At 74.9% G+C, this 20,776-nt stretch carries 16 protein-coding genes; 10 read left to right on the top strand and 6 right to left on the bottom strand.

What is annotated here, in order from left to right:
* Positions 1–22 precede the first annotated feature (22 nt).
* Complete coding sequence (locus ABD350_RS16415; protein ID WP_344348841.1) at positions 23–1,231, bottom strand: cytochrome P450; 1,209 nt, start codon at positions 1,229–1,231, stop codon at positions 23–25.
* Positions 1,232–2,519: 1,288 nt separating this feature from the next.
* On the opposite strand from ABD350_RS16415, the gene ABD350_RS16410 reads away from it, so the two are divergent.
* Positions 2,520–4,670, top strand: coding sequence for a SpoIIE family protein phosphatase (locus ABD350_RS16410; protein WP_344348840.1), 2,151 nt, complete (start codon positions 2,520–2,522; stop codon positions 4,668–4,670).
* A 229-nt stretch (positions 4,671–4,899) separates the two neighbouring features.
* On the opposite strand, the gene ABD350_RS16405 is transcribed toward ABD350_RS16410, so the two are convergent.
* Entirely contained in the window at positions 4,900–6,192 is a 1,293-nt protein-coding gene (locus tag ABD350_RS16405) for a S1 family peptidase (protein ID WP_344348839.1), read from the bottom strand.
* 646 nt (positions 6,193–6,838) lie between these two features.
* Here ABD350_RS16405 and ABD350_RS16400 point away from each other — a divergent pair.
* From ABD350_RS16400 to ABD350_RS16385, 4 genes are all read left to right on the top strand, one after another.
* Complete coding sequence (locus tag ABD350_RS16400; protein WP_318199951.1) at positions 6,839–7,057, top strand: type A2 lantipeptide; 219 nt, start codon at positions 6,839–6,841, stop codon at positions 7,055–7,057.
* 144 nt (positions 7,058–7,201) lie between these two features.
* The gene (locus tag ABD350_RS16395) at positions 7,202–8,008 is read left to right on the top strand and encodes an HlyD family efflux transporter periplasmic adaptor subunit (RefSeq protein ID WP_344348838.1); all 807 of its coding nucleotides are present in this window, start codon (positions 7,202–7,204) and stop codon (positions 8,006–8,008) included.
* Positions 8,005–10,224, top strand: a complete 2,220-nt coding sequence (locus tag ABD350_RS16390) for an NHLP family bacteriocin export ABC transporter peptidase/permease/ATPase subunit (RefSeq protein WP_344348837.1) — start codon at positions 8,005–8,007, stop codon at positions 10,222–10,224. The genes ABD350_RS16395 and ABD350_RS16390 overlap by 4 nt, the downstream gene beginning before the upstream one ends.
* A 1-nt stretch (position 10,225) precedes the next feature.
* Positions 10,226–13,042, top strand: coding sequence for an NHLP bacteriocin export ABC transporter permease/ATPase subunit (locus tag ABD350_RS16385; RefSeq protein ID WP_344348836.1), 2,817 nt, complete (start codon positions 10,226–10,228; stop codon positions 13,040–13,042).
* Here ABD350_RS16385 and ABD350_RS16380 read toward each other — a convergent pair.
* On the bottom strand, positions 13,039–13,869 hold the full coding sequence (locus ABD350_RS16380) for a ribonuclease BN (RefSeq protein ID WP_382466775.1): 831 nt from the start codon (positions 13,867–13,869) through the stop codon (positions 13,039–13,041). The genes ABD350_RS16385 and ABD350_RS16380 overlap by 4 nt on opposite strands.
* Positions 13,870–14,105: 236 nt before the next feature.
* Between ABD350_RS16380 and ABD350_RS16375 the strand changes: the two genes are divergently transcribed.
* On the top strand, positions 14,106–15,152 hold the full coding sequence (locus ABD350_RS16375; protein ID WP_344348921.1) for an MGDG synthase family glycosyltransferase: 1,047 nt from the start codon (positions 14,106–14,108) through the stop codon (positions 15,150–15,152).
* A 335-nt stretch (positions 15,153–15,487) separates the two neighbouring features.
* Here ABD350_RS16375 and ABD350_RS16370 read toward each other — a convergent pair whose 3' ends face one another.
* The 3 genes from ABD350_RS16370 to ABD350_RS16360 are packed head-to-tail and all read right to left on the bottom strand — an operon-like array spanning position 15,488 to position 18,063.
* The gene (locus ABD350_RS16370; protein WP_344348835.1) at positions 15,488–16,270 is read right to left on the bottom strand and encodes a polysaccharide deacetylase family protein; all 783 of its coding nucleotides are present in this window, start codon (positions 16,268–16,270) and stop codon (positions 15,488–15,490) included.
* An 8-nt stretch (positions 16,271–16,278) separates the two neighbouring features.
* A complete protein-coding gene (locus ABD350_RS16365) occupies positions 16,279–17,205 on the bottom strand; it encodes a DMT family transporter (RefSeq protein WP_344348834.1) in 927 nt (308 codons plus the stop codon).
* A gap of 6 nt (positions 17,206–17,211) precedes the next feature.
* On the bottom strand, positions 17,212–18,063 hold the full coding sequence (locus tag ABD350_RS16360; protein WP_344348833.1) for an SDR family NAD(P)-dependent oxidoreductase: 852 nt from the start codon (positions 18,061–18,063) through the stop codon (positions 17,212–17,214).
* 280 nt (positions 18,064–18,343) lie between these two features.
* On the opposite strand from ABD350_RS16360, the gene ABD350_RS16355 reads away from it, so the two are divergent.
* The 4 genes from ABD350_RS16355 to ABD350_RS16340 all read left to right on the top strand — a co-directional run bounded on the left by ABD350_RS16355 (position 18,344) and on the right by ABD350_RS16340 (position 20,749).
* Complete coding sequence (locus ABD350_RS16355; protein WP_344348832.1) at positions 18,344–18,517, top strand: hypothetical protein; 174 nt, start codon at positions 18,344–18,346, stop codon at positions 18,515–18,517.
* A gap of 284 nt (positions 18,518–18,801) precedes the next feature.
* Positions 18,802–19,839 (top strand): iron-containing redox enzyme family protein, encoded by a 1,038-nt coding sequence (locus tag ABD350_RS16350; RefSeq protein ID WP_344348830.1) that lies wholly within the window; start codon positions 18,802–18,804, stop codon positions 19,837–19,839.
* A 21-nt stretch (positions 19,840–19,860) separates the two neighbouring features.
* The gene (locus ABD350_RS16345; RefSeq protein WP_344348829.1) at positions 19,861–20,514 is read left to right on the top strand and encodes a HemK2/MTQ2 family protein methyltransferase; all 654 of its coding nucleotides are present in this window, start codon (positions 19,861–19,863) and stop codon (positions 20,512–20,514) included.
* A complete protein-coding gene (locus tag ABD350_RS16340) occupies positions 20,495–20,749 on the top strand; it encodes a CDGSH iron-sulfur domain-containing protein (RefSeq protein ID WP_382467082.1) in 255 nt (84 codons plus the stop codon). Before ABD350_RS16345 ends, ABD350_RS16340 begins: the two co-directional genes overlap by 20 nt.
* Positions 20,750–20,776 lie beyond the last annotated feature (27 nt).

Genomic DNA, 20,776 nt, shown 5'->3' with positions numbered 1-20,776 from the left:
GAGGGCGCTGCACGCGCCGGGACTAGGGTCTGCCGACCTCGACGGGCAGGTGTCGTACGCCGACGATGACGGCCGGGTTCTGATAGGCGATGTCCTCGTAGGAGGGGATCGCCAGCATGCGGAATCGTTCATGCAACATACGCAGGGCGATCCGTGCCTCCAGCCGGGCCAGGGGTGCGCCGAAACAGAAGTGGATGCCGTGCCCGAAGGTCAGATGGGGATTGGGACTCCGGGTCACGTCGAAGACATCGGGATCGGCGAACCGGGCGGGGTCCCGGTTGGCGGCGCCCAGATGGGCCATCAGCAAGGTGTCCGCCGGGAGGTCGTGGCCGGCGAGGACCACGGGCCGGGTGACCCGGCGGCCCAGCTCCGGGAAGGGCGGCAGCCAGCGCAGCATCTCCTCGACGGCGGCCGGGATGCGCGCGGGGTCGGCGCGCAGCGCGGCGTCCGTGCCGGGGTGGCGGTCGAAGGCGACGACGGCGTTGCCGAGCAGCGCGGTGGTGGTGATGTGCCCGGCGACCAGCAGCAGCGCCACGAAGCCGACCATCTCCTCGTCCCGCAGGCGCACGCCGTCCGCCTCGGCGGCGATGAGTCTGCTGGTGAGGTCGTCGCCGGGGTCGGCGCGGCGGGCGCGGATGTGCTCCAGCATGTAGCCGTTCATCTCGCGCACCGTGGGGGCGATGGCTTGCAGCGCCCGCTCCAGGTCGGCCATGTCGGGCGCCTCGCCGAGCTGGTCGCCGCCGAACAGGACGCCCGCCCACTCCTGGAAGAGCCGGTGCTCGCCGGCCGGGATGCCGAGCAGTTCGGCGATGACGATGATCGGCAGCGGGTAGGCCAGCGTGTCGACCAGGTCGAACCGGTCGCGGTCGGCGACGGTGTCCAGCAGCCGGGCGCAGACGGCCTCGATCCGGGGTCCGAGTCCCTGGACGACCCGGGGGGTGAACGCCTGGCTCACCAGGGTGCGGAGGGTGCGGTGCCGCGGCGGGTCCATGCCGACGAAGTTGCCCTGCCGGAAGGTCTCGAAGTCGGGCTGGGCGGGGGTGAGCGCGGACAGGTCCGAGGAGTACGTCGCCGGGTCGGCGAGCACGGTGGCGACCGACGCGTGGTCCAGCACCTGCCAGACGCCCTGTGTCTCGTCGTACCGCACCGGCCCGGCCTCGCGTAAGCCCCGCCAGCGGTCGGGCAACTCCTCCAACAGGGGCCGTTGGCCCGTCGGTTGCTTGCTGATCACCTTGTCTCCTTGCTAGCGGCCGGCGTGCGGGCATGGAGGAGTTCACGCACACCAAGGCCTTCGGGGCGCCGGGCCGGCCGGCTCCGCGAACGGTTCCGGACACGGCTGTGCCGACGCTTTTCCGGACATCGGACCGGGGCGGCGCGTGGTCCGCGCGGCCTTGGCGGTGTGCGGCGGGACGGTCGGTCGCCGTCCGCGGGACGCGGGGGTGGGCCTATGTCCCTCGACACGTGCGGTACAGGACACGGCGGCCGCGCGGCCGGCCACGGCCCCGCGGCGAGCCCGGTGGTGTGGCGCACCAATCCGACATAACCCATCCCCTCGGCGATACCTCCCGCGCGGCGATGACGCGGGACCCTCCCGGCTCCTGTACGGACAGCGGGGCCCCCAGCCCCGGCCGTTCGAAACGAGGTGCGAGATGACGCGTTCTCGGCGTCCGTCATCCCGTGATGAGCGCCTGCCACCCCACGATGGGCATGGTGCACACCCCGGGACACCTTCGTTTCGAGGGAACTCGGCCACAGTCTTCACGGTGCGTCACCCGCAAGCAACCCCCTGAAGTTGAACGGAGAGTACCGAGCAGGTGCTTTTGCGTCATTGTCCGGCCCGCTCCACCGGGCTCTTCACGCGGGAGGGCACGGCGGCCGGATGGCCGCCACCGCGTGTGCCCCGGCGCCTCACCCGCAAACCGGCCACGGGAAAAAAGATGCCGAAGGGACGCGTGTGGGACGTCGTTCGCCGCCCGGAACACCCCGACCGGCGCTTACCGGCCAGTACGACGGGTTGGCCGAACCTTGCCTGATCTGGCGTGACGATTCGGCCATGGGACACGCCGGGCCGTCCGGCCCGGACGACGGCCCGACGCGCCGTGGGGCGGACCCGGCTCTCCGGCGGTCCTCCCGGGCCGACCGCGCTGCCACGACCCGGTACCGGCCCCCTCGGGGACCCGGAACACGTCCGTCCCTTCCTCAGCGCACGTTTTCGGCCATGGTGGCGTGACAAGGGGGCGCGCGGAGGACACCCGTACACCACTCGCGCACCGCCTGCCCGGCCGCGCGCCCCATTCCGACGCGCACGCCCCACCGAGCCGCGCCCCACCGCGCCGGGCCCCTCGACACCGGCCGGCCGCGCGCCCCTTTCCCGACGGCGCCGCCCCTCGTGGAAGCGGCCGGCGCGGTGGGCGGAGCCGGCCGCGTCCGGGCGCCGGGAGCGCTCGCCGTGCGCCGGGCGCCGCCCCGAGGGAGTCTTGTGCCCTGGACGCGGCGCGCGACCGGAGGAGGTGGTCGGCGTGTCCGACGGGCCGGCGCCGGAACCGGCACCCGCGGCCGACGGGGCGACGGCCGCCCAGCCGGTGCTGTCGCTTGCCCTGGTGTCGATGATGCACGAGGTCCACGCGCACTCCGGCGCGGTGTATCTGCTGAGCCCCGACGAACCGGTCCTGGAGATGGCGGTGCACGCGGGCATGCCCCGGGCGTTCGCGGCGCCATGGGAGCGGGTCGGGCTGAGCGCCCCGCTGCCGGTGGCGGACGCGGTGCGCGAACGGCGGCTGGTCTGGGTGGGCGGCGAGGACGACATGGCCCGCTCCTATCCGCGCATCGCGGTGGTGCTGCCGTATCCGTTCGCGCTGGCCGCGCTGCCCGTGGCGACGGAGCGGCAGGTGTACGGCGCGGTGTTCGTGACCTGGCCCGGCGGGCATCCGCCGGAACTGTCCGACGCCGAACGCGACCATCTGCGGGCGGCCTGCGAGCGGCTGGCGCTGCGGCTGGAACGGTCGGCGCCGCGGCACCGGACGTCCGGCCCGGGGGAGGACGCGCAGGCGTCCTCGGTGGCCGGAGCCGCGACGGTGGCGGAGACGCTGGGCTTGGTCGAGGCGGCCCGACTGGTGTCCCGGCTGCCGTACGGCCTGATCTCGCTGGATCTGCACGGCCGGATCGGCTTTGTGAACCCGGCCGCCGCCGAGCTGCTCGGCCGGCCCGCCGGGGACCTGCTCGGCACACCGCTGTGGGCGTCGGTGCCCTGGCTGAACGAACCGATGTACGAGGACCGCTACCGGGCGGCGCTGCTCAGCCAGCAGATGGCGTCGTTCGTGGCGCTGCGCCCGCCCGGGGACTGGCTGTGGTTCCGGCTGTACCCGAGCACGACCGGGCTGAGCGTGCGCGTCAGCCGGGCCCACTCGGTGACGGAGGCCCCGCACGGGGCCCGGCAGGCTGGTCCGGGGCCGTCCCGGCTGGTGACGATCTCCCAGGTACTGAGCCTGGCGGGCGCGCTGACCGAGGCGGTGGGCGTGCGGGACGTGGTGCAGCTGGTCTGGGACGAGGTGGCCCCCGCCGTCGGCAGCCAGGCGATGGCGATCCTCGGCTCGCAGGGCGGGCGGCTGCATGTGCTCGGGCACCGCGGCTACCGGGACCCGCACATCGTGGAGCGGTTCGAGGGGCTGCCGCTGGCCGAGCGGACCCCGGGCACGCAGGCGCTCAGCACCGGGGTGCCGGCGTTCTTCGACTCCCGGGCGCACCTGGAGCGGCTGTATCCGAGCCGGCACGAGACCCCGGACGGCTTCGCGGCCTGGGCGTATCTGCCGCTGATCGCGTCCGGCCGGCCGGTGGGCACCTGCGTACTGGCGTATGCCGAACCGCGTGTGTTCCCGGCCGACGAGCGGGCGGTGCTGACCTCGCTCGGCGGGCTGATCGCGCAGGCCCTGGAGCGGGCCCGGCTCTACGACGCGAAACACAGCCTGGCGCACGGCCTCCAGCAGGCGCTGCTGCCGCACTCGCTGGCGCCGCTGCCCGGCATCGAGGCGGCGGCCCGCTATCTGCCCGCCACCCACGGCATGGAGATCGGCGGCGACTTCTACGACCTGGTGCCGGCCCGGCCGCTGGCGGCGGCGGTGATCGGGGACGTGCAGGGGCACAACGTGACCGCGGCGGGTCTGATGGGACAGATCCGCACCGGCGTCCGAGCGTACACCACGGTGGGGCAGGCGCCGCACGAGGTGATCAGCAGCACCAACCGGCTGCTGATCGATCTCGGCGCCGAGCTGTTCGCCAGCTGTCTGTATCTGCGGCTGGACCCGGCGAACGGGCGGGCCGTGATGGCGCGGGCGGGCCATCCGCCGCCGCTGCTGCGCCGGCCGGACGGGAAGGTACGGGTGCTGGACCTGGCCGGAGGCCCGCTGCTCGGCGTCGACGCCTCGGCCGCGTACCCCACGACCGAGGTGTCCCTGGCCCCAGGCTCGGTCCTCGTCCTGTACACCGACGGGCTGGTGGAGTCCCGCGGCGTCGACATCGAGGACGCGCTGGCGGACCTCGGCGGGCTGCTCTCGGATGCCGGCGACCAGCCGCTGGAGAGCCTGGCGGACGAGGTGCTCCGGCACAGCGCGGCGGCACGGGAACGGGTGGACGACGTGGCGGTCCTACTGCTCCGCGCCCGCGACACCGACTGAACCCTCCCGGCCCCCGGCCCCCGGCCGCCGGCCCCGGTACGGACCGCGACACCACCGGCGCCCGCCCCGCCCCCGGCCGCCCCGGCCCGTGCCCTCCCGCCGAGCCCCCAAGCCCCGGCCCCCAACCCCCGCCGCCCTGGTCCGGCCCTCCCGGAGGAGGGCCGGACCGCTCCCCGCCGGCTGGAACCGAGGGGGGCCGGCCGGGGAGTCCCAAGGGGCGCCGGTCCGCTCAGCGCGTGCCGGTGAGGGACGACGATCCGTCGTCCGCCCCGCCGGAACCGGAGGCATGGGAGGGCACCGAGGAGCCACCGCCCCCCTCGCTCGGGTCACCACCGGCCCCCGCCTGGTCGCCCTCCCCTCCGTCACCCAGGGATGCCCCCGTGGCCTGGAGGGCGGTGGTGACCGGCTGGAAGAAGGTCTCGCCGCCGCCGGTGCAGTCACCGCTGCCGCCGGAGGTGAGGCCGAGGGCGCTGCCGTCCTGGGTGAACAGGGGCCCGCCGCTGTCGCCGGGCTCGGCACACACGTCCGTCCGGATCAGGCCGGTGACGGTGTCGACGCCGTCCGGGTCGGTCTCGCTCTGGAAGTTGACGGTGGCGTCGAGCCCGGTCACCCGGCCGCCGTGCAGCCCGGTGGTGGAGCCCATCCGGAACACGGCCTGGCCTGCGGTGGCTTCGGCGGCCCGGCGGATGGGCACGGTCCGGCCGTCGCCGGCGTCGACCTCGCCGGGCGCCGGGGTACCCGGGTCGTCGTACGTGACGAGGGAGAAGTCGCCCGCGCCGGGGAAGGTGGCCTGGTCGACGGTGGCCATCGGCTCGCCGGCCGCCGCGTCGGACCACTTCCGGGCGGCCACCCCGCAGTGACCGGCCGTCAGAAAGGCGGGGCGGCCGTCGGCGGCGGTGACGTTGAAGCCGAGGGAGCAGCGCACGCTGCCGCCCTGGGCCTGGGAGAAGACGGCGTCGCCGCCCGAGGCGAACGTCTTGAAGGTGCCGGTGGTCTTGTCCAGGGTCGCCATGCCGGGGCCGAGGCCGCGCACGGCGGACCGCAGTCGGGCCCACTCGGCGCCCGTCACGGTGGAGTCGGCGGTGACGAGGACCTTGTTGGTGCGCGGGTCGACGGCCCAGGAGGTGCCCGGGATGGTCGCCTCGGCCTTCAGGGTCCGTGCGGCGGATTTGAGTTCGGCGGCGCTGTGGGCCACCTGGCGGACGACCGCGCCGGCCTTCTTCGCCTGGACGATGACGTTGTCGTCGCCGCCGACCACGTTGACGACGAGCTGCTGCCGGCCGCTGTCGTAGTAGGAGCCGGCGAAGGCGTCGCCGAGGATCTTCCGCAACCGGGCGTCGAGGTCCGGGGCGTCCGTGGCCCGCAGGGTCCTCGTGGTGCCGGTGGTGCCCGACGCCCGGCCGTCGTCCCCCGCGTCCTGGGAGGCGTTGGCGTGGGGCAGCAGGAACGCCGCCGCGCCGAGTGCCGCGACACCGCCCGCCGCCATCGCGGCCTTGCGCCGGGGCATTCGCTTGTGACTCAACCTTCTCGACCTCCCGGGACGGGGAACTTGCCGCTCGCGGGCCGTGCGGACCTGGGCGGGTATCGCGGCGCCTGGATGGCCGTAGGTACGCACCGGCGGCGCGGTGTGTTCAATCCCCCTTCACCGCCGGGGCCGACCGGCCGGTCCGGGAAGGCGACCGCCAATGACCGCCCACAGCCGCCGGCGGTCAATTACGGACAGCTATTAGCCGGTAACGATCAGCTGTCAACGCCAAGTGGAATCCCCCCTTCAGGGAATCTGCACATCGGTTACCCAGGCGCCTCACCGGCCCCAGGGGTTCTGCACAACCGCGCGGTCCACGGCACGCCTTTGGCGAGGAGTGCCGGATTCGCGTTCCGGCACGCAAGACGCCCGTCGCGGCGATGCCGTGCCGCATGTGAAGGAGTCGCCGACACGACGTGCGCACGCCTGCACCAAAGAGCCCCGTCGGGAGCCAAGTGCGCAGGTGAGAGCCCTGGTTGATTGGAAGCGCGCGCCGCGCGCGTGCTTTGATCCATCGCACCGCGGGGGACCGGCGGGCTCCCCGGAGCCGGGTGCCCGGCGCCCGCGGTCGCGGCCGTCCGTCTGTCCCCAGAGGGGGCCGCTCCCCCCTTGTGAAGTCATCCATATGAAGGGAAGTTCCATCATGAACTCCACCCCCCAGGTCGAGACCGTCGAGATCTCGGACGCCGAGCTGGACAACGTCTCCGGCGGTCTGTCCGTGAACACCCTCAACAGCACCCTGGGCACCGTGAACGAGATCGCCCCCGGCGTGACCGGTCTGGTCAACACGGTCGTCGGCACCGTCGAGGGTGTCACCGGCCTGAACACCGCCCCGGTCAACGGCCTGGTCGCCGGCCTCTGACCGCACCCCGGTGCCACCGAAGTCCCGGAGCCGTTTCCCGGCTCCGGGACTCTCGGACGTTCCGAACCGGAGGTGTCACCCCCTACCGGATGTGCCACCCCATGCGTCACCCGATGCGTCTGCCCCACAGGTGAGGGAAGTTCCGTGCAGTTCCGCCAACAGGCCCTCGCCAAGCTCCAGTCACCGGAGGAACTGGACCTCCCGGTGCGGCTGGCCCGTCCGCAGGGCTGGCTCGCGCTCGGCGTCACCGTCGTCGTCATGGCCGCCGCCTCCGTGTGGGCGGTGACCGGCTCGGTCGCCTCCACGGTGAGCGCGCCCGCCATCCTCACCCACGGGCAGGGCAGTTACCTGCTCCAGAGCCCGGTGGCCGGACAGGTCACGGCCGTCCTCGCCCGGCAGGGCGAACGGCTGCCCGCGCACGCGCCCGTCCTGAAGGTCCGTACGGAGCAAGGCGAGACCGTCGTACGGACCGTCGCCGCCGGCCGCGTCACCACGCTCGCCGCGTCGATCGGGCAGATCATCCAGACCGGCACCGACGTCGCCGCCGTCGAGAAGGTCGCCCACCCCTCCGACCCGCTGTACGCGACCGTGTACGTGCCCGCCGAGAACGCCGCCGCCATCCCGGCGCACGCCTCCGTCGACCTGACCGTCTCCTCGGTCCCGGCACAGCGGTACGGTGTGCTGCGCGGCACGGTGAAGTCGGTGGACCGCAACACGCAGTCCGCCCGGTCGATCGCCGCGTTCCTCGGCGACAGCCAGCTCGGCGAGCAGTTCACCCGTAAGGGCCGCCCGGTCGCCGTCCTGGTGGAACTCGCCGAGTCGCCCTCCACCAAGAGCGGTTACCGCTGGTCCAGCGCCGGCGGCCCGCCGTTCCGGCTGGAGTCCATGACCCTCGCCACCGGCTCCGTCCACCTCGCCGACCAGCGTCCCGTCGATTGGCTGCTCCCGTGACCACCGCCCAGGAAACCCGTGGCCGCAGACGGGCGGCCCCCGCCAGGCGGCCGGCCCCCAAGTCCCGTACCGGCAGGGTCCGTACGCCCACCGTGTTGCAGATGGAGGCCGTCGAGTGCGGTGCCGCCTCCCTCGCGATGGTCCTCGCCCACTACGGCCGGCACGTCCCACTGGAGGAGCTGCGCATCGCCTGCGGTGTCTCCCGCGACGGCTCCCGCGCCTCCAACCTGCTGAAGGCGGCGCGGAGTTACGGCCTGACCGCCAAGGGCATGCAGATGGACCTGGCCGCCCTCGCCGAGGTGCGGGCCCCGGCCATCCTGTTCTGGGAGTTCAACCACTACGTCGTCTACGACGGCATGGGGCGCCGCCTCGGCCGACGCGGGGTGTACGTCAACGACCCCGCCAAGGGCCGCCGTTTCGTGCCCATGGAGGAGTTCGACGGCAGCTTCACCGGCGTCGTACTGGTGCTGGAGCCCGGCGAGGGCTTCACCCGGGGCGGGCGCCGCTCCGGGGTGCTCGGCGCGATGCCGGCCCGGCTGCGCGGCACCGCCGGCACCCTCCCGGCGGCGGTGCTGGCCAGCCTGCTGCTGGTGGCGGTCGGCGCGGCCGTCCCCGCGCTCAGCCGCACCTACATCGACACGTTCCTCATCGGCGGGCAGACCTCGCTGCTGGGCGTGCTGTTCACCTCGATGGCCGTCTGTGTGCTGCTCACCCTGGTGCTGACCTGGCTCCAGCAGGCCAACCTGCTGCACGGCCGGATCATCTCCTCCACCCTCTCCAGCGCCCGTTTCCTGCGCCATCTGCTGCGGCTGCCGGTGACGTTCTTCGCCCAGCGCTCCCCCGCCGACCTGGTGCAGCGCCTGCAGTCCAACGACCAGGTCGCCGAGACCCTGGCCCGCGACCTCGCGGCGGCCGGCGTGGACGCGATCGTGGTCGTGCTCTACGCGGTCCTGCTGTACACCTACGACCCCCAGCTGACCTTCGTGGGCATCGCCGTGGCCCTGCTGAACGTGGTGGCCATGCGGCTGGTCGTACGGCTGCGCGCGACCCGCACGGCGAAGCTGCGCGCGGACACCGCTCGGCTCACCACCACCTCGTACACCGGCCTGCAGCTGATCGAGACGCTGAAGGCGACCGGCGGTGAGGACGGCTACTTCCGCAAGTGGGCCGGGCAGCACGCCACCACGCTGGAGGAGCAGCAGCGGCTCGGCGTGCCGAGCGCCTGGCTGGGCGTGGTCGCGCCGACGCTCGCCACCTTCAACAGCGCGCTCATCCTGTGGATCGGCGGACTGCGCGCGGTGGAGGGGCACATCTCGGTCGGCCTGCTGGTCGCCTTCCAGGCGCTGGTCGCCCGCTTCACCGCGCCGCTGACCCGGCTCAACGGCGTGGCGGGCCGCATCCAGGACTTCGCGGCCGACGTGGCCCGGCTGAAGGACGTGGAGAACTTCCGGACCGACCCGCTCTACGCCCGCCCGGACGGCGACTCGGCCCGGCGGCTGCACGGCCATGTCGAGCTGGAGAACATCACCTTCGGCTACAGCCCGCTCGACAAGCCGCTGCTGACCGGCTTCGACCTGACCGTGGGTCCCGGGCAGCAGGTGGCGCTGGTCGGCGGATCGGGGAGCGGCAAGTCCACGGTCTCCCGGCTGATCTCGGGCCTGTACACGCCGTGGGACGGGGTGATCCGCATCGACGGCCGCCGGCTGGAGGACATCCCGCGCGGCGCGCTCGCCGCCTCGGTCTCCTTCGTCGACCAGGACGTCTTCCTGTTCGAGGGGTCGGTCCGCGACAACGTGGCCCTGTGGGATCCGTCGATCCCCGACGAGGCGGTGGTGGAGGCGCTGAAGGACGCGGCGCTGTACGACGTGGTGATGCGCCGGCCCGGCGGCATCCACAGCCGGGTCGAGCAGGACGGCCGGAACTTCTCCGGCGGGCAGCGCCAGCGCCTGGAGATCGCGCGGGCGCTGGTGCGCCGGCCGAGCATCCTGGTGCTGGACGAGGTGACCAGCGCGCTGGACGCGGAGACCGAGCTGGTGGTGATGGACAACCTGCGCCGGCGCGGCTGCGCCTGTGTGGTGATCGCGCACCGGCTGAGCACGGTCCGCGACAGTGACGAGATCGTCGTCCTGGAGCACGGCACGGTCGTGGAGCGCGGGCGGCACGAGGAGCTGGTGGCGCGCGGCGGTGCGTACGCGGCGCTGGTCAGGGAGCGGTGAGATGACGTCCGTGCAGGAAGGCGACCTCGTCCTCGGGGCGCTCGGGTCGCTGGGCACCCGGCTGGACTGCGCCGGCCTCGGCCGCCTGGACCTGGAAGGCCCGCAGGTGGTGTGGCTGGTCGCGGCCGGCGCGCTGGACCTGTTCGCGGTGGACGCCGCCCAGCAGGGCCACTGGCACCACCTGGGCCGGCTGGAGGCGGGCACGCTGCTGCTCGGCCCGGTCGCCGGGCCCCGGCACACCCTGGTGGCCCGTCCGGTCCGGGACTGTGTGGTGCACCGCGTCGGCCTGCGCGAGCTGTACCAGCCGGCCGCCACCCAGAGCTGGTCCTACGACGAGTACGGCACCCCGCAGTACGTGCCGCCGGCCTCCAGCCCGCTGGAGTACGCGGTCGCGCTCGGCGTCGGCCGGGGCCTGTCGGTCCTCTTCCAGGCGCCGCTGGCGGACGAACGCGCCGCCGCGCCCGCCGACGACGACGTGTTCTGGATGCAGGTGCCGCCGGGCAGTGTGCAGTACGGCTCGCTGTACGGCGCGGAGGCCGCGGCGGATCTGCTGATGGACCCGGCGCTGTGGCAGAGCATGGTGGACCAGCAGTACCGGCTGCTGACCGCGCTGGACCGGTGGATCGAGCAGCTGGAGCAGGCGCACGAGTCGCGGACCGCCGCCGGGATCAGGGCCGGCGAGGCGGTGCGCGCGCAGGCCGACCGGACGCTGCTGGCCGCGATCGGCAAGCGCTCGGCCCGCCACCCGACGGCCGCCGACGCGGACGCCACCTACGCGGCCTGCGAGCTCGTCGCCGGGGCGGCCGGGATCGCGCTCGCCGAGCCCGGGCGGAGCGGCACCGCGAGCGAGCGGCTGGATCCGGTGGAGCGGGTCGCGCTGGCCTCCCGGGTGCGCACCCGCGCGGTCCGCCTGGAGGGGCGCTGGTGGCGGGAGAACGCGGGCCCGCTGGTCGGCCACCGGGCGCTGTCCGGCGCCCCGGTGGCACTGCTGTGGCGGCGCGGCGGCTATGTCGCCGTGCACCCGGGCACCGGCCGTGAGACACCGGTCGGGAAGGACAACGCCGGGGAGTTCGAGCCGCGGGCGGTGATGTTCTACCGGCCGCTGCCCGACAAGCCGCTCTCCCCGCTCGGGCTGCTGCGGTTCAGCCTCCGCGGGACCCGCGGCGATCTGCTCAACCTGCTGCTCGCGGGCCTGGTGACGGTGGCCATCGGCACCCTGGTGCCGATCGCGACCGGCAAGGTGCTCGGCGAGTACGTGCCGAGGGCCGAGGAGGGCCTGATCGTCCGGGTGTGCCTGGCGGTGATGGTGAGCGGGGTGGTCGCGGCGGCGTTCACCCTGCTGGAGAACCTGTCCATCCTGCGTCTGGAGGGCCGGATCGAGGCGGCGCTGCAACCGGCCGTGTGGGACAGGCTGCTGCGCCTGCCCACCCGGTTCTTCACCCGGCGGTCGACCGGTGAGCTGGCCAGTGCGGCGATGGGCATCAGCGCGATCCGCCGGCTGCTGGCGGGCGTCGGCCCGGTCGTCGCCCAGTCGGTGACGGTCGGCGCGATGAACCTGGGGCTGCTGCTGTGGTACAGCGTGCCGATGGCGCTCGCGGCGGTCGGGATGCTGGTCGTCGTCGCGGCGGTGTTCGCGGGGCTCGGCCTGTGGCAGGTGCGCTGGCAGCGACGGCTGGTGGTGCTCGGCAACAAGCTCAACAACCAGGCGTTCCAGACCCTGCGCGGGCTGCCCAAGCTGCGGGTGGCGGCGGCCGAGAACTACGCCTACGCGGCCTGGGCCCGCGAGTTCGCGCGCGGCCGGGAACTCCAGCAGCGGGTGGGCCGGATCAAGAACCTGACCACCGTCCTGGGCGCGGTCTACCTCCCCGTGTGCACCCTGCTGATGTTCATGCTGCTGGCGGGCCCGGCCAAGGGCGCGATGTCGGCGGCGGACTTCCTGACCTTCAACACCTCGGTGACCATGCTGCTGACCTCGGTCACCCAGCTGACCGGCGCGTTCGTGTCGTCGGTGGCGGCGCTGCCGCTGTTCGAGGAGATCAAGCCGGTACTGGAGGCCAGGCCCGAGGTCCGGGCGGCGAGCACCCGTCCGGGGCCGCTGTCGGGCGCGCTGGAGGCGCGCCGGCTGTCCTTCCGGTACGCCGACGACGGCCCGCTGGTCCTGGACGACGTGTCCTTCGCCGTCCGGCCGGGCGAGTTCGTGGCGGTCGTCGGCCCGAGCGGCTGCGGCAAGTCCACGCTGCTGCGGCTGCTCATCGGCTTCGACCGGCCGGTCTCCGGCAGCGTGCTGTACGACGGCCAGGACCTGGCGGCGCTGGACCAGTCGGCGGTCCGCCGGCAGTGCGGGGTGGTGCTCCAGCACGCGCAGCCGTTCTCCGGCTCGATCATGGACGTCATCTGCGGCGCGGAGCCGTACACACCGGAGGAGGTGATGGCGGCGGCCGAGCTGGCGGGCCTCGCGGAGGACATCCAGCGGATGCCGATGGGGCTGCACACCATCGTGGCGGGCAACGGCGCGATCTCCGGTGGGCAGCGGCAGCGCCTGATGATCGCCCAGGCCCTGATCCGGCGCCCGCGGATCCTGTTCCTCGACGAGGCGACCAGCGCCCTGGACAACGACACCCAGCGCGTCGTCATCGACAGCACCCGCAAGCTGAACGCCACCCGGATCGTGATCGCCCACCGGCTGTCGACCGTCCTGGACGCCGACCGGGTGATCGTGATGGAGGAGGGCAGGATCGTCCAGCAGGGCAGCCCGGCCGAACTTCTCGCCGACACCGGGGGCCGGCTGCACGAGCTGGTGCGCCGGCAGCTCGCCTAGGGAGCGTCCCGCTCGTCGGTCCCGTCCGTCCACTCCGGCTCGTGGTGGGAGGGCATCCAGTGGTGCTCGGTGAACCAGCGGCCGAACAGGGCACCGCCGTAGATGACGAATCCGACGCCGATGAGCCAGGACTCCACGACGAGGACGGTGCCGACGGCGCCGTAGCTGAGGGCGTTGGTGACGATGAGCGGGGTGAAGACGAGGTGGGAGAAGGCCCGCAGGCCGATCAGGCCGACGACGGTGGCCAGCGCGCCCGGCAGCAGCGCCCGCCAGCGGACCTGGCCGCCCAGCAGGAAGCGTTGTCCCCACCAGAAGAACAGCGCGCCGCTCACCGTCGACAGGGTGATCCGCTGCCCGCCGTGCAGTGCCGTCTTCGTCGCCGCCTCCTGGTAGAGGTACGCGGTCAGCACCACCAGCCAGGTCGCCTGCCGCCACACCCGGTGCCAGGGGCCGGACGCCAGGCCCCAGATCCTTTCGTAGGCGTTCTGCACGCTGGCGCCGAAGGCCACGCCGAAGACGGCGAGCAGGACGCCGCTGAGGACGCTGGTGGTGCCGATGACCTTGCGCGGCGGGCTGATGACGTCCGTGACCGCGTGCGCGGACCGGCCGGACAGGCCCATGCCGTCGGTGAGCCAGGAGGCGAAGCCGCCGCGCACCAGGGGGTCGGCCGCGGCGACCACGATCAGCAGCGGCGCCAGCGTCACCAGGGCCAGGGTGGCGAACCCCATGGCCCGGTGCATCAGCTCCAGTTCCCGCCCGTGCTCGAAGAGGGCCCGGATCCGCAGCCACCGCCACGCGCGGTGCAGGCCGCGCCGCCACCGCCTCACGGCTCCTCCCGTGCTCGCCGCCGACCCGCCGTCGTACCGATGCCCCCGGCCCGGCACGTGCCGGGCTGCTCGCAGCCGCGGGGCGGGCACCGGCACGGCGGGGTGGTACGCACGGGTGACCCGGCCGGCCGGCGGCCGGTTTGGGCGCCGCCGCGGCGGAGAAACGTCAATCCGTGCGGAGCACCGACCACGAGACGCCGGACGGCCGGCGGCGGACGCTGATCGTCAGCGCGAGCATGGGAGCCGGTCACGACACCGTGGCCGCCGAACTCGCGCGCCGGACCGAGGCCCGGGGCGGGCGGGCGCGGGTGGTCGACGTGCTGCGGCTGCTGCCGTACGGCCTGGGCACCGGGCTGCGCCGCGGCTATCAGGCGTCGGTGCGCCACCTGCCCTGGGTGTACGCCGGGATCTACGGCGCGTTCCTGCGCGAGGGCGACGGGCCGCGGCCCAGCGGGGTACCGCTGGCCCGGCTCGCCGGCGACCGGCTGACCGACCTGGTGGAGGGGCTGCGCGCGGACGTGGTGGTGTCCGTCTTCCATCTGGCCGCGCAGCTCACCGGGCATCTGCGGGCCCAGGGGGCGCTGCGGGTGCCGAGCGCCGTGTTCCTGCTGGACTTCGCGGTGCACCGGCAGTGGCTGCACCCGGGCAACGACCGGTACCTGTGCCTGACGGACACGGCGGCGGCGCAGGTGCGCCGGGCGCTCGCCGCGTCCGTGGTCACCACCGGGCCGGTGGTGGCGCCCGCCTTCCGCGGCCCGGCCCTGGGCGCGGCGCGGTGGCGGGAGCGGTTCGCCGCGCGGGCGCCCGGCCGGCCCCCGGTGCTGCTGTCCGCCGGCGCGTGGGGCGCCGCGTCGCGGCCGGCCGCCACCGCCCGGCTGCTGGCGGCGGCCGGCTGGCTGCCGGTGGTGCTGTGCGGCCGCAACGAGCGGCTGTACGCCCGGATGTCCCGGGAGCCGGCCGCGCTGGCCCTGAGCTGGGTCGACGACATGCCCGGGCTGCTGGCGGCGGGGTACGCCCTGGTGGACAACGCGGCCGGTCAGACGGCCGTACAGGCGCTCGCCGCGGGCCTGCCGGTGGTCGCCCACCGACCGCTGCCCGGCCACGGCGCGGAGGGCGTACACCGGATGGCCGACCTCGGCCTGTGCGCCCTCGCCCCGGACGGCCCCGCGCTCCTGACGGCCCTGGACGCCCTCGGGGAGGGCACCCCGGAGCGCGCCGCCCGGGTGGCCCGGGGGCACGCGCTGTTCCGGGGGGACGCGCTGGAGGGCCTGTCGGACCTGTGAGCCGGGCGGTGCCGCGCACCCCCGCGGCGCCGTGCAGGGCTCGCCGGGCCCCCGCCCCGCCGACAGGACACCGGCCCCCCGGCCGGCGAAGGAACACCGGACCTCCCGCACACCCACCACACCCGCACCCATCGGCCCCGGAGTCACGCCCCGCACACCCACCACACCCGCACCCGCCGGGCCCGCGGCCACGCCCCGGCCACGCGCCCACGCCCCCGTACGGCGGAGCCCCCGCCGGCCCGCCTGGCGGGCGCCCGCGCCGGCACCGCCCCGGCACCACGGCACACGCGAGGCCGCCCCCGCCGGTACGACTCCCCGCCGCCGCGCCGCCACGATCACCCCCCGGCCACGGGCTCCGGTACGGCGGTCCGGGGTGCGGGCGGGGCCGGGGCCGTGCCGTGGTCGTGGAGGGGGCCCACCGTCAGGCCCGCCTCCCGGCAGTCCTCCACGATGGCCGGGAGGGCGCCGAGCGCGGCGTGCCAGCAGCCGGGCGCCGAGTACCGGTCGGCGTCGTGCAGCAGCACGGTGCCGCCGCCGCGCAGGTCCGCGGCGACCCGGGCCCGCACGGACCCGGGCGTGGCGTCGGCCGTCCAGTCCCTGCCCCACGCCGACCACAGCACCGTACGCAGCCCGGCCCGCCGGGCGGCCAGCCAGCGGCTGGTGGTGAGGATGCCGTACGGCGGGCGGTACCAGCGCGGGCGCCGGCCGGTGAGGTCGTGGACGACCCGGACGGTCCGGGCCACCTCCTCGGCGTCGCGGGCGAACGCGGGCCGCCAGGGCCGGTCGTGACGCCAGCCGTGCACCCCGAGCTCGTGCCCGCGCCGCACGGTCTCGCGCACCAGCCCGGGATGGCGCACCGCGTGCTCGCCGACCACGAAGAAGGTGGCCCGCGCCCCGAGCCGGTCCAGCACGTCGAGGAACCGCGGGGTCGACTCCGGATCGGGCCCGTCGTCGAAGGTGAGCGCGATGTGCCGGACATGGCCGGTGCCGGCGAGGCCGGGGAAGAGCAGCGGCCGCAGCCCCGGCAGCCAGGTGGCCGCCGGGACGATGTGGGCCGCGGCGGCGGCCGGCAGCAGGGCGGCGGCCGTCCGCCAGGAGCGTCCGGACACGGGGAACATCGGTGGACCTACCTCCTCGGTGTGCGGGGCAGAGCGGTGGGGGAGCCGGGGGCCGCCGCCGGGCCGCCGGTGTCCCACTCCCCGCCGACGGACGGGGCGCGGGCGAGGCCGATGCTGCCCGCGCCGATCAGGGCGACACCGGCCGCCTCCGGCAGCATGCGCAGCCCCAGCTGGATCGTCTCGGCGAACAGCACCCAGCCGAGGATGACGCTGCCGAGCGCGTCGCCGAGGGTGAGGGCGGGCTGGGAGGCCGTGAGCGGTCCGGCGGCGAGCGCGCCCTGGAGGAGCACGAAGGCGACCAGACCGGCGGCCCCCGTGGCGTACAGCGACCAGTGTCCGAACATCGCCGCGGGCCCGACCGCCAGCCGGCCCACGGCCTCCTTCAGCAGCGCCGCCGTGGTGGCGAAGCACAGCGCCGAGGCCAGGCCGAGCAGCATGGCCCGGGAGGCGCCCCGGACCGGACGGGCGGCCAGCCAGAGCAGCACGACGGCGCCGAGCACTCCGCCGCCGCCCAGCAGCCAGGCCCCGGGCCGGGCGATGTCCCGGCCGGCCGTCGGCGCGGCGGCCAGCAGGAACAGGGCCAGCCCGCCGGCCAGGGCGACGAACGCCAGCCAGGTCCGGGCGTCGGGGCGGCGCCGGAAGACGACGCTGCCGACGGCCAGGGTGAACAGCAGCTCGGCGGCGAGCAGGGGCTGGACCAGGGACAGGCTGCCGGTGGCCAGTGCCCCCGCCTGCAGCAGGCTGGACAGCAGCAGCATGCCGGCGCCGGCCAGCCAGCTGCGGCGGCGCAGCAGCTGGGGGATCCGGCGCAGGATGGACAGCCCGGGCCCGCCGCCCTGGTCCGTCTCCTGTACGGCGGCCCGGCGCTGGAGCACCGAGGCGGACGCGTTGGCCAGGGCCGCGAGCAGGGCGAGCAGCACCGTGATCGCGGTCATGGGCGCTCACCCGAAGCGGGCGGCGAGCCGCCGGTAGAGTCCGGGCGCGGCACCGCGCACCAGTACGGGCAGTCGGAGCCACCCGGGGACGTACACCTCGTCCCGGCCGTGCCGTACGGCGGCGCAGACCGCGTCCGCGACCCGCTCGGCGGGCACCGGCCGGGGCCAGGACCGGGTGTAGGGGATGCCCCGCCGGTCGAAGAAGGGGGTGTCGACCACGCCGGGGACGACGTGGCTGACGCCGACCCCGGTGCCGCGCAGTTCGTAGCGCAGGGAGTCGGCGAAGGTGCCCAGGGCGGCCTTCGCCGCGGAGTAGACGGCCTCCCCGCGCACTCCCACGCTGCCGGCCAGGGACCCGATGAGCACGACGCGGCCCGTACCGGCGGCGACCATGGGGGGCAGCAGGGCGCGCACCAGGCGCACGGTGGCCAGCAGGTCGACGCCCACGATCTCGTCGATGCGCGCGTCGGGCATGCCGGTGAAGTCGCCGGCCCACCCCACGCCGGCGCCCGCGACCAGCAGGTCGAGCCGTCCTAGGTGGTCCAGCGCGAGGCCGGCGAGTCTGCGGTCGGCGCCGGGCCGGGCGAGGTCCCCGGGCAGCGCGACCGCGCCGGACTGGGCGGCCACCTGCTCCAGTCGGGTGACGTCGCGGCCGTTCAGCGCCAGCCGCCAGCCGCCGTCGGCGGCCAGCCGGCGGGCCACGGCCGCGCCGATGCCCGAGGAGGCGCCCGTCACCAGGGCGGCACCGCCCCGGCCGGACCGGCCGCCGGGCGGCGGGGTCGCGCGCTCCTCGTGGGCCGGGGCCGGGGCCGGCCGGGTGCCGTTCGACGGTCCTGCGGGAGACGGGGCATGGGACATGTGACGACCTCACTGCGACGGCGTACGGGCTCGCGAACTGTGGGGGCCGAACCCTCGGGGTGTATCCAGGGCGCCACACCCTGAAACACCGCGCACGGCGAGCGCCGCGCCGGCCGCCCGGACGGAGGCGCCCGGGGCCGTGGGCCGGTGCCGGGAGCCGTACCGCCTGCCCGCGCTCGACGGGCCGGTGGGCGGCCGTCGAGCGGACGGCCGGACGCTTGGGACGGCGCCGCCGGGTAACTCGCACAGGAGATCACCCCATCGGCGGAAAGGAGAGGTCATGCCGGGCGGGAACGGCCGTGACGACCATGAAGACCGGCAGGAGTCGGCCCTGGAGGAGGTGCTCCGGGAGGTCGAGCAGGCCGAGAAGCGCGACGAGGACAAGGCCTCGGGCCAGGCCGGGGACGCCATCACCCCGAACACCGGGGCGCAGGAGCAGGCGGAGGGCGAGTGAGCCGACCACGCGAACCGCACCCCTGACCGACGGGCCGACCACGCGAACCGCACCCCTGACCGACGGGCCGACCACGCGAACCGCACCCCTGACCGACGGGCCGACCACGCGAACCGCACCCCTGACCGACGGGCCGGGCACCCGAGCCACACAAGCGACCACCGGGCCGGGTGGGGAGCCGTGCCATGGATCGGTGGGCCGGGTGCGCGGGCCGCGCCACCGTTCGGTGGGCCTGGTGGGCGGGCCGGGCCGTTGATCCACGGTCGGCCGGGTACCCGGGCTTCATGAATCACCACGCGCGAGAACCCCGGCTGCCCAGCCCCCGAGGCCCCCTGTCCACCGCGGTGACCGCGAACCTGCGCGGTTCGGGCCCGCTCCCCGACCCCGCCGGGGCCGGGGCGGCGGACCCGTACGGCGACGACCTCCAGCTCGCCCTGTACGTCTGCTACGAACTGCACTACCGCGGTTTCGCCGGGGTGCCCGCGGAGCGCGAGTGGGACCCGGAGCTGTTGCGTGTGCGGGCCGCGCTGGAGGACCGCTTCCTGTCCGCGCTGCGCGCCGACACCCCGGTCCACGACAGCCTGGACGACGCGCTCGGCGCCCTGCTGGTCGTGCCGCCCGAGGGCACCGGGGTCGCCGGTTTCCTGCACAAGGAGGGCGAGCTGTGGCAGGTGCGGGAGTACGCGGCGCTGCGCTCGCTGTACCACCTGAAGGAGGCCGACCCGCACGCCTGGGTACTGCCGCGGCTGTGGGGCCGGGCGAAGGCGGCGATGGCCGCGGTGGAGTTCGACGAGTTCGGCGGCGGCCGGGCCGACCGGGTGCACGCGCGGCTGTTCGCCGACCTGATGACGGACCTGGGCCTGGACACCGCCTACGGCCGCCATCTGGACGCGGCCCCGGCCGAGATGCTGGCCCTGGTCAACCTGATGTCCCTGTTCGGGCTGCACCGCGGGCTGCGCGGCGCGCTGGTGGGCCATTTCGCCGAGGTGGAGATCACCTCCTCGCCCGCCTCCCGACGGCTCGCCGAGGCGATGCGCCGCACCGGGGCGGGTCCGGCCGCGGAGTTCTTCTACGACGAGCACGTGGAGGCCGACGCGGTGCACGAGCAGGTGGTCCGGCACGAGGTGATCGGCGGGCTGCTCGCCGAGGAGCCGGAGCTGGCGCCGGACATCGCCTTCGGGATCGACGCGACCGAACATCTGGAGGAGCGGCTGGCCCGGCGGCTGCTGGCCGACTGGCGGGCGGGGCGCTCGTGCCTGCGGATACCTCTGGGAACGACGGGGCTGGGGAAGACGGAGCGACGGATTTCCCATACATCCTGAGACGAAGGGCATTCGGACTACGTGAACCTTTTGCTGCTCCCGGGCGTGTACGCCCCGCAGGACGACACGGAGATGCTGGCGGAGGCCCTGCGTGAGGAGGCCCCGCCACCCGGTGCGCGCGTGCTGGACGTGGGCACCGGCAGCGGGGCCCTGGCGCTGGCGGCGGCCCGGCAGGGTGCCGAGGTGACCGCGGTGGACGTGTCCCGGCAGGCGGTGTGGACGGCCCGGCTGAACGCCTGGCTGAGCCGGCTGCCGGTGCGTATCCGGCGCGGCAACCTCTTCGCCCCGGTCCGGGGCCGCGTCTACGACCTGATCCTGGCGAACCCGCCCTATGTGCCGGCCCCCGAGGGCGGGCGCGGACCGCGTGGCCGGGCCCGGGCCTGGGACGCGGGGAGCGACGGACGGCTGCTGCTGGACCGGATCTGCCGGGACGCCCCGGCGCTGCTGCGCCCCGGCGGACTGCTGCTGATCGTGCACTCGGCGCTGAGCGGGCCGGACCGCACCCTGGAACTGCTGCGGGCGGCGGGCCTGACGGCCGAGGTGGTCCGGCGCCGCCGGGTCCCGTTCGGCCCGGTGCTGCGCTCCCGGGAGGACTGGCTGCGCCGGCGCGGGCTGCTCGCGCCGTCCGAGGACAAGGAAGAGCTGGTGGTCATCCGTGCCCAACGACCCCGCTGACAGCGCGCCGCGCGAACCGGCCGGCGAACCGGGAACCCCCGCCGCGCCCGCCCGGCGGGTCACCGTGCAACGGCGCGGGCCCCTCCTGATGGAAGGGCCCGTGGAAGTCGAACTGGAGGACGGGACCACGGTCCGCTCGGACCGGTTCCGCGTCGCTCTGTGTACCTGCCGGCGCAGCCGCCGCTACCCGTGGTGCGACACGAGTCACCGGCGCAAGGCGGATCCGCCGCGCTGAAACCGTACGTTTTTCGCCGCTCCCCGG

This window comes from Streptomyces nogalater (assembly GCF_039532885.1).
Lineage (GTDB): Bacteria > Actinomycetota > Actinomycetes > Streptomycetales > Streptomycetaceae > Streptomyces > Streptomyces nogalater.
Note: the sequence above shows the minus strand (reverse complement) of the source record. Positions and strands in the feature narration are given on the sequence as shown.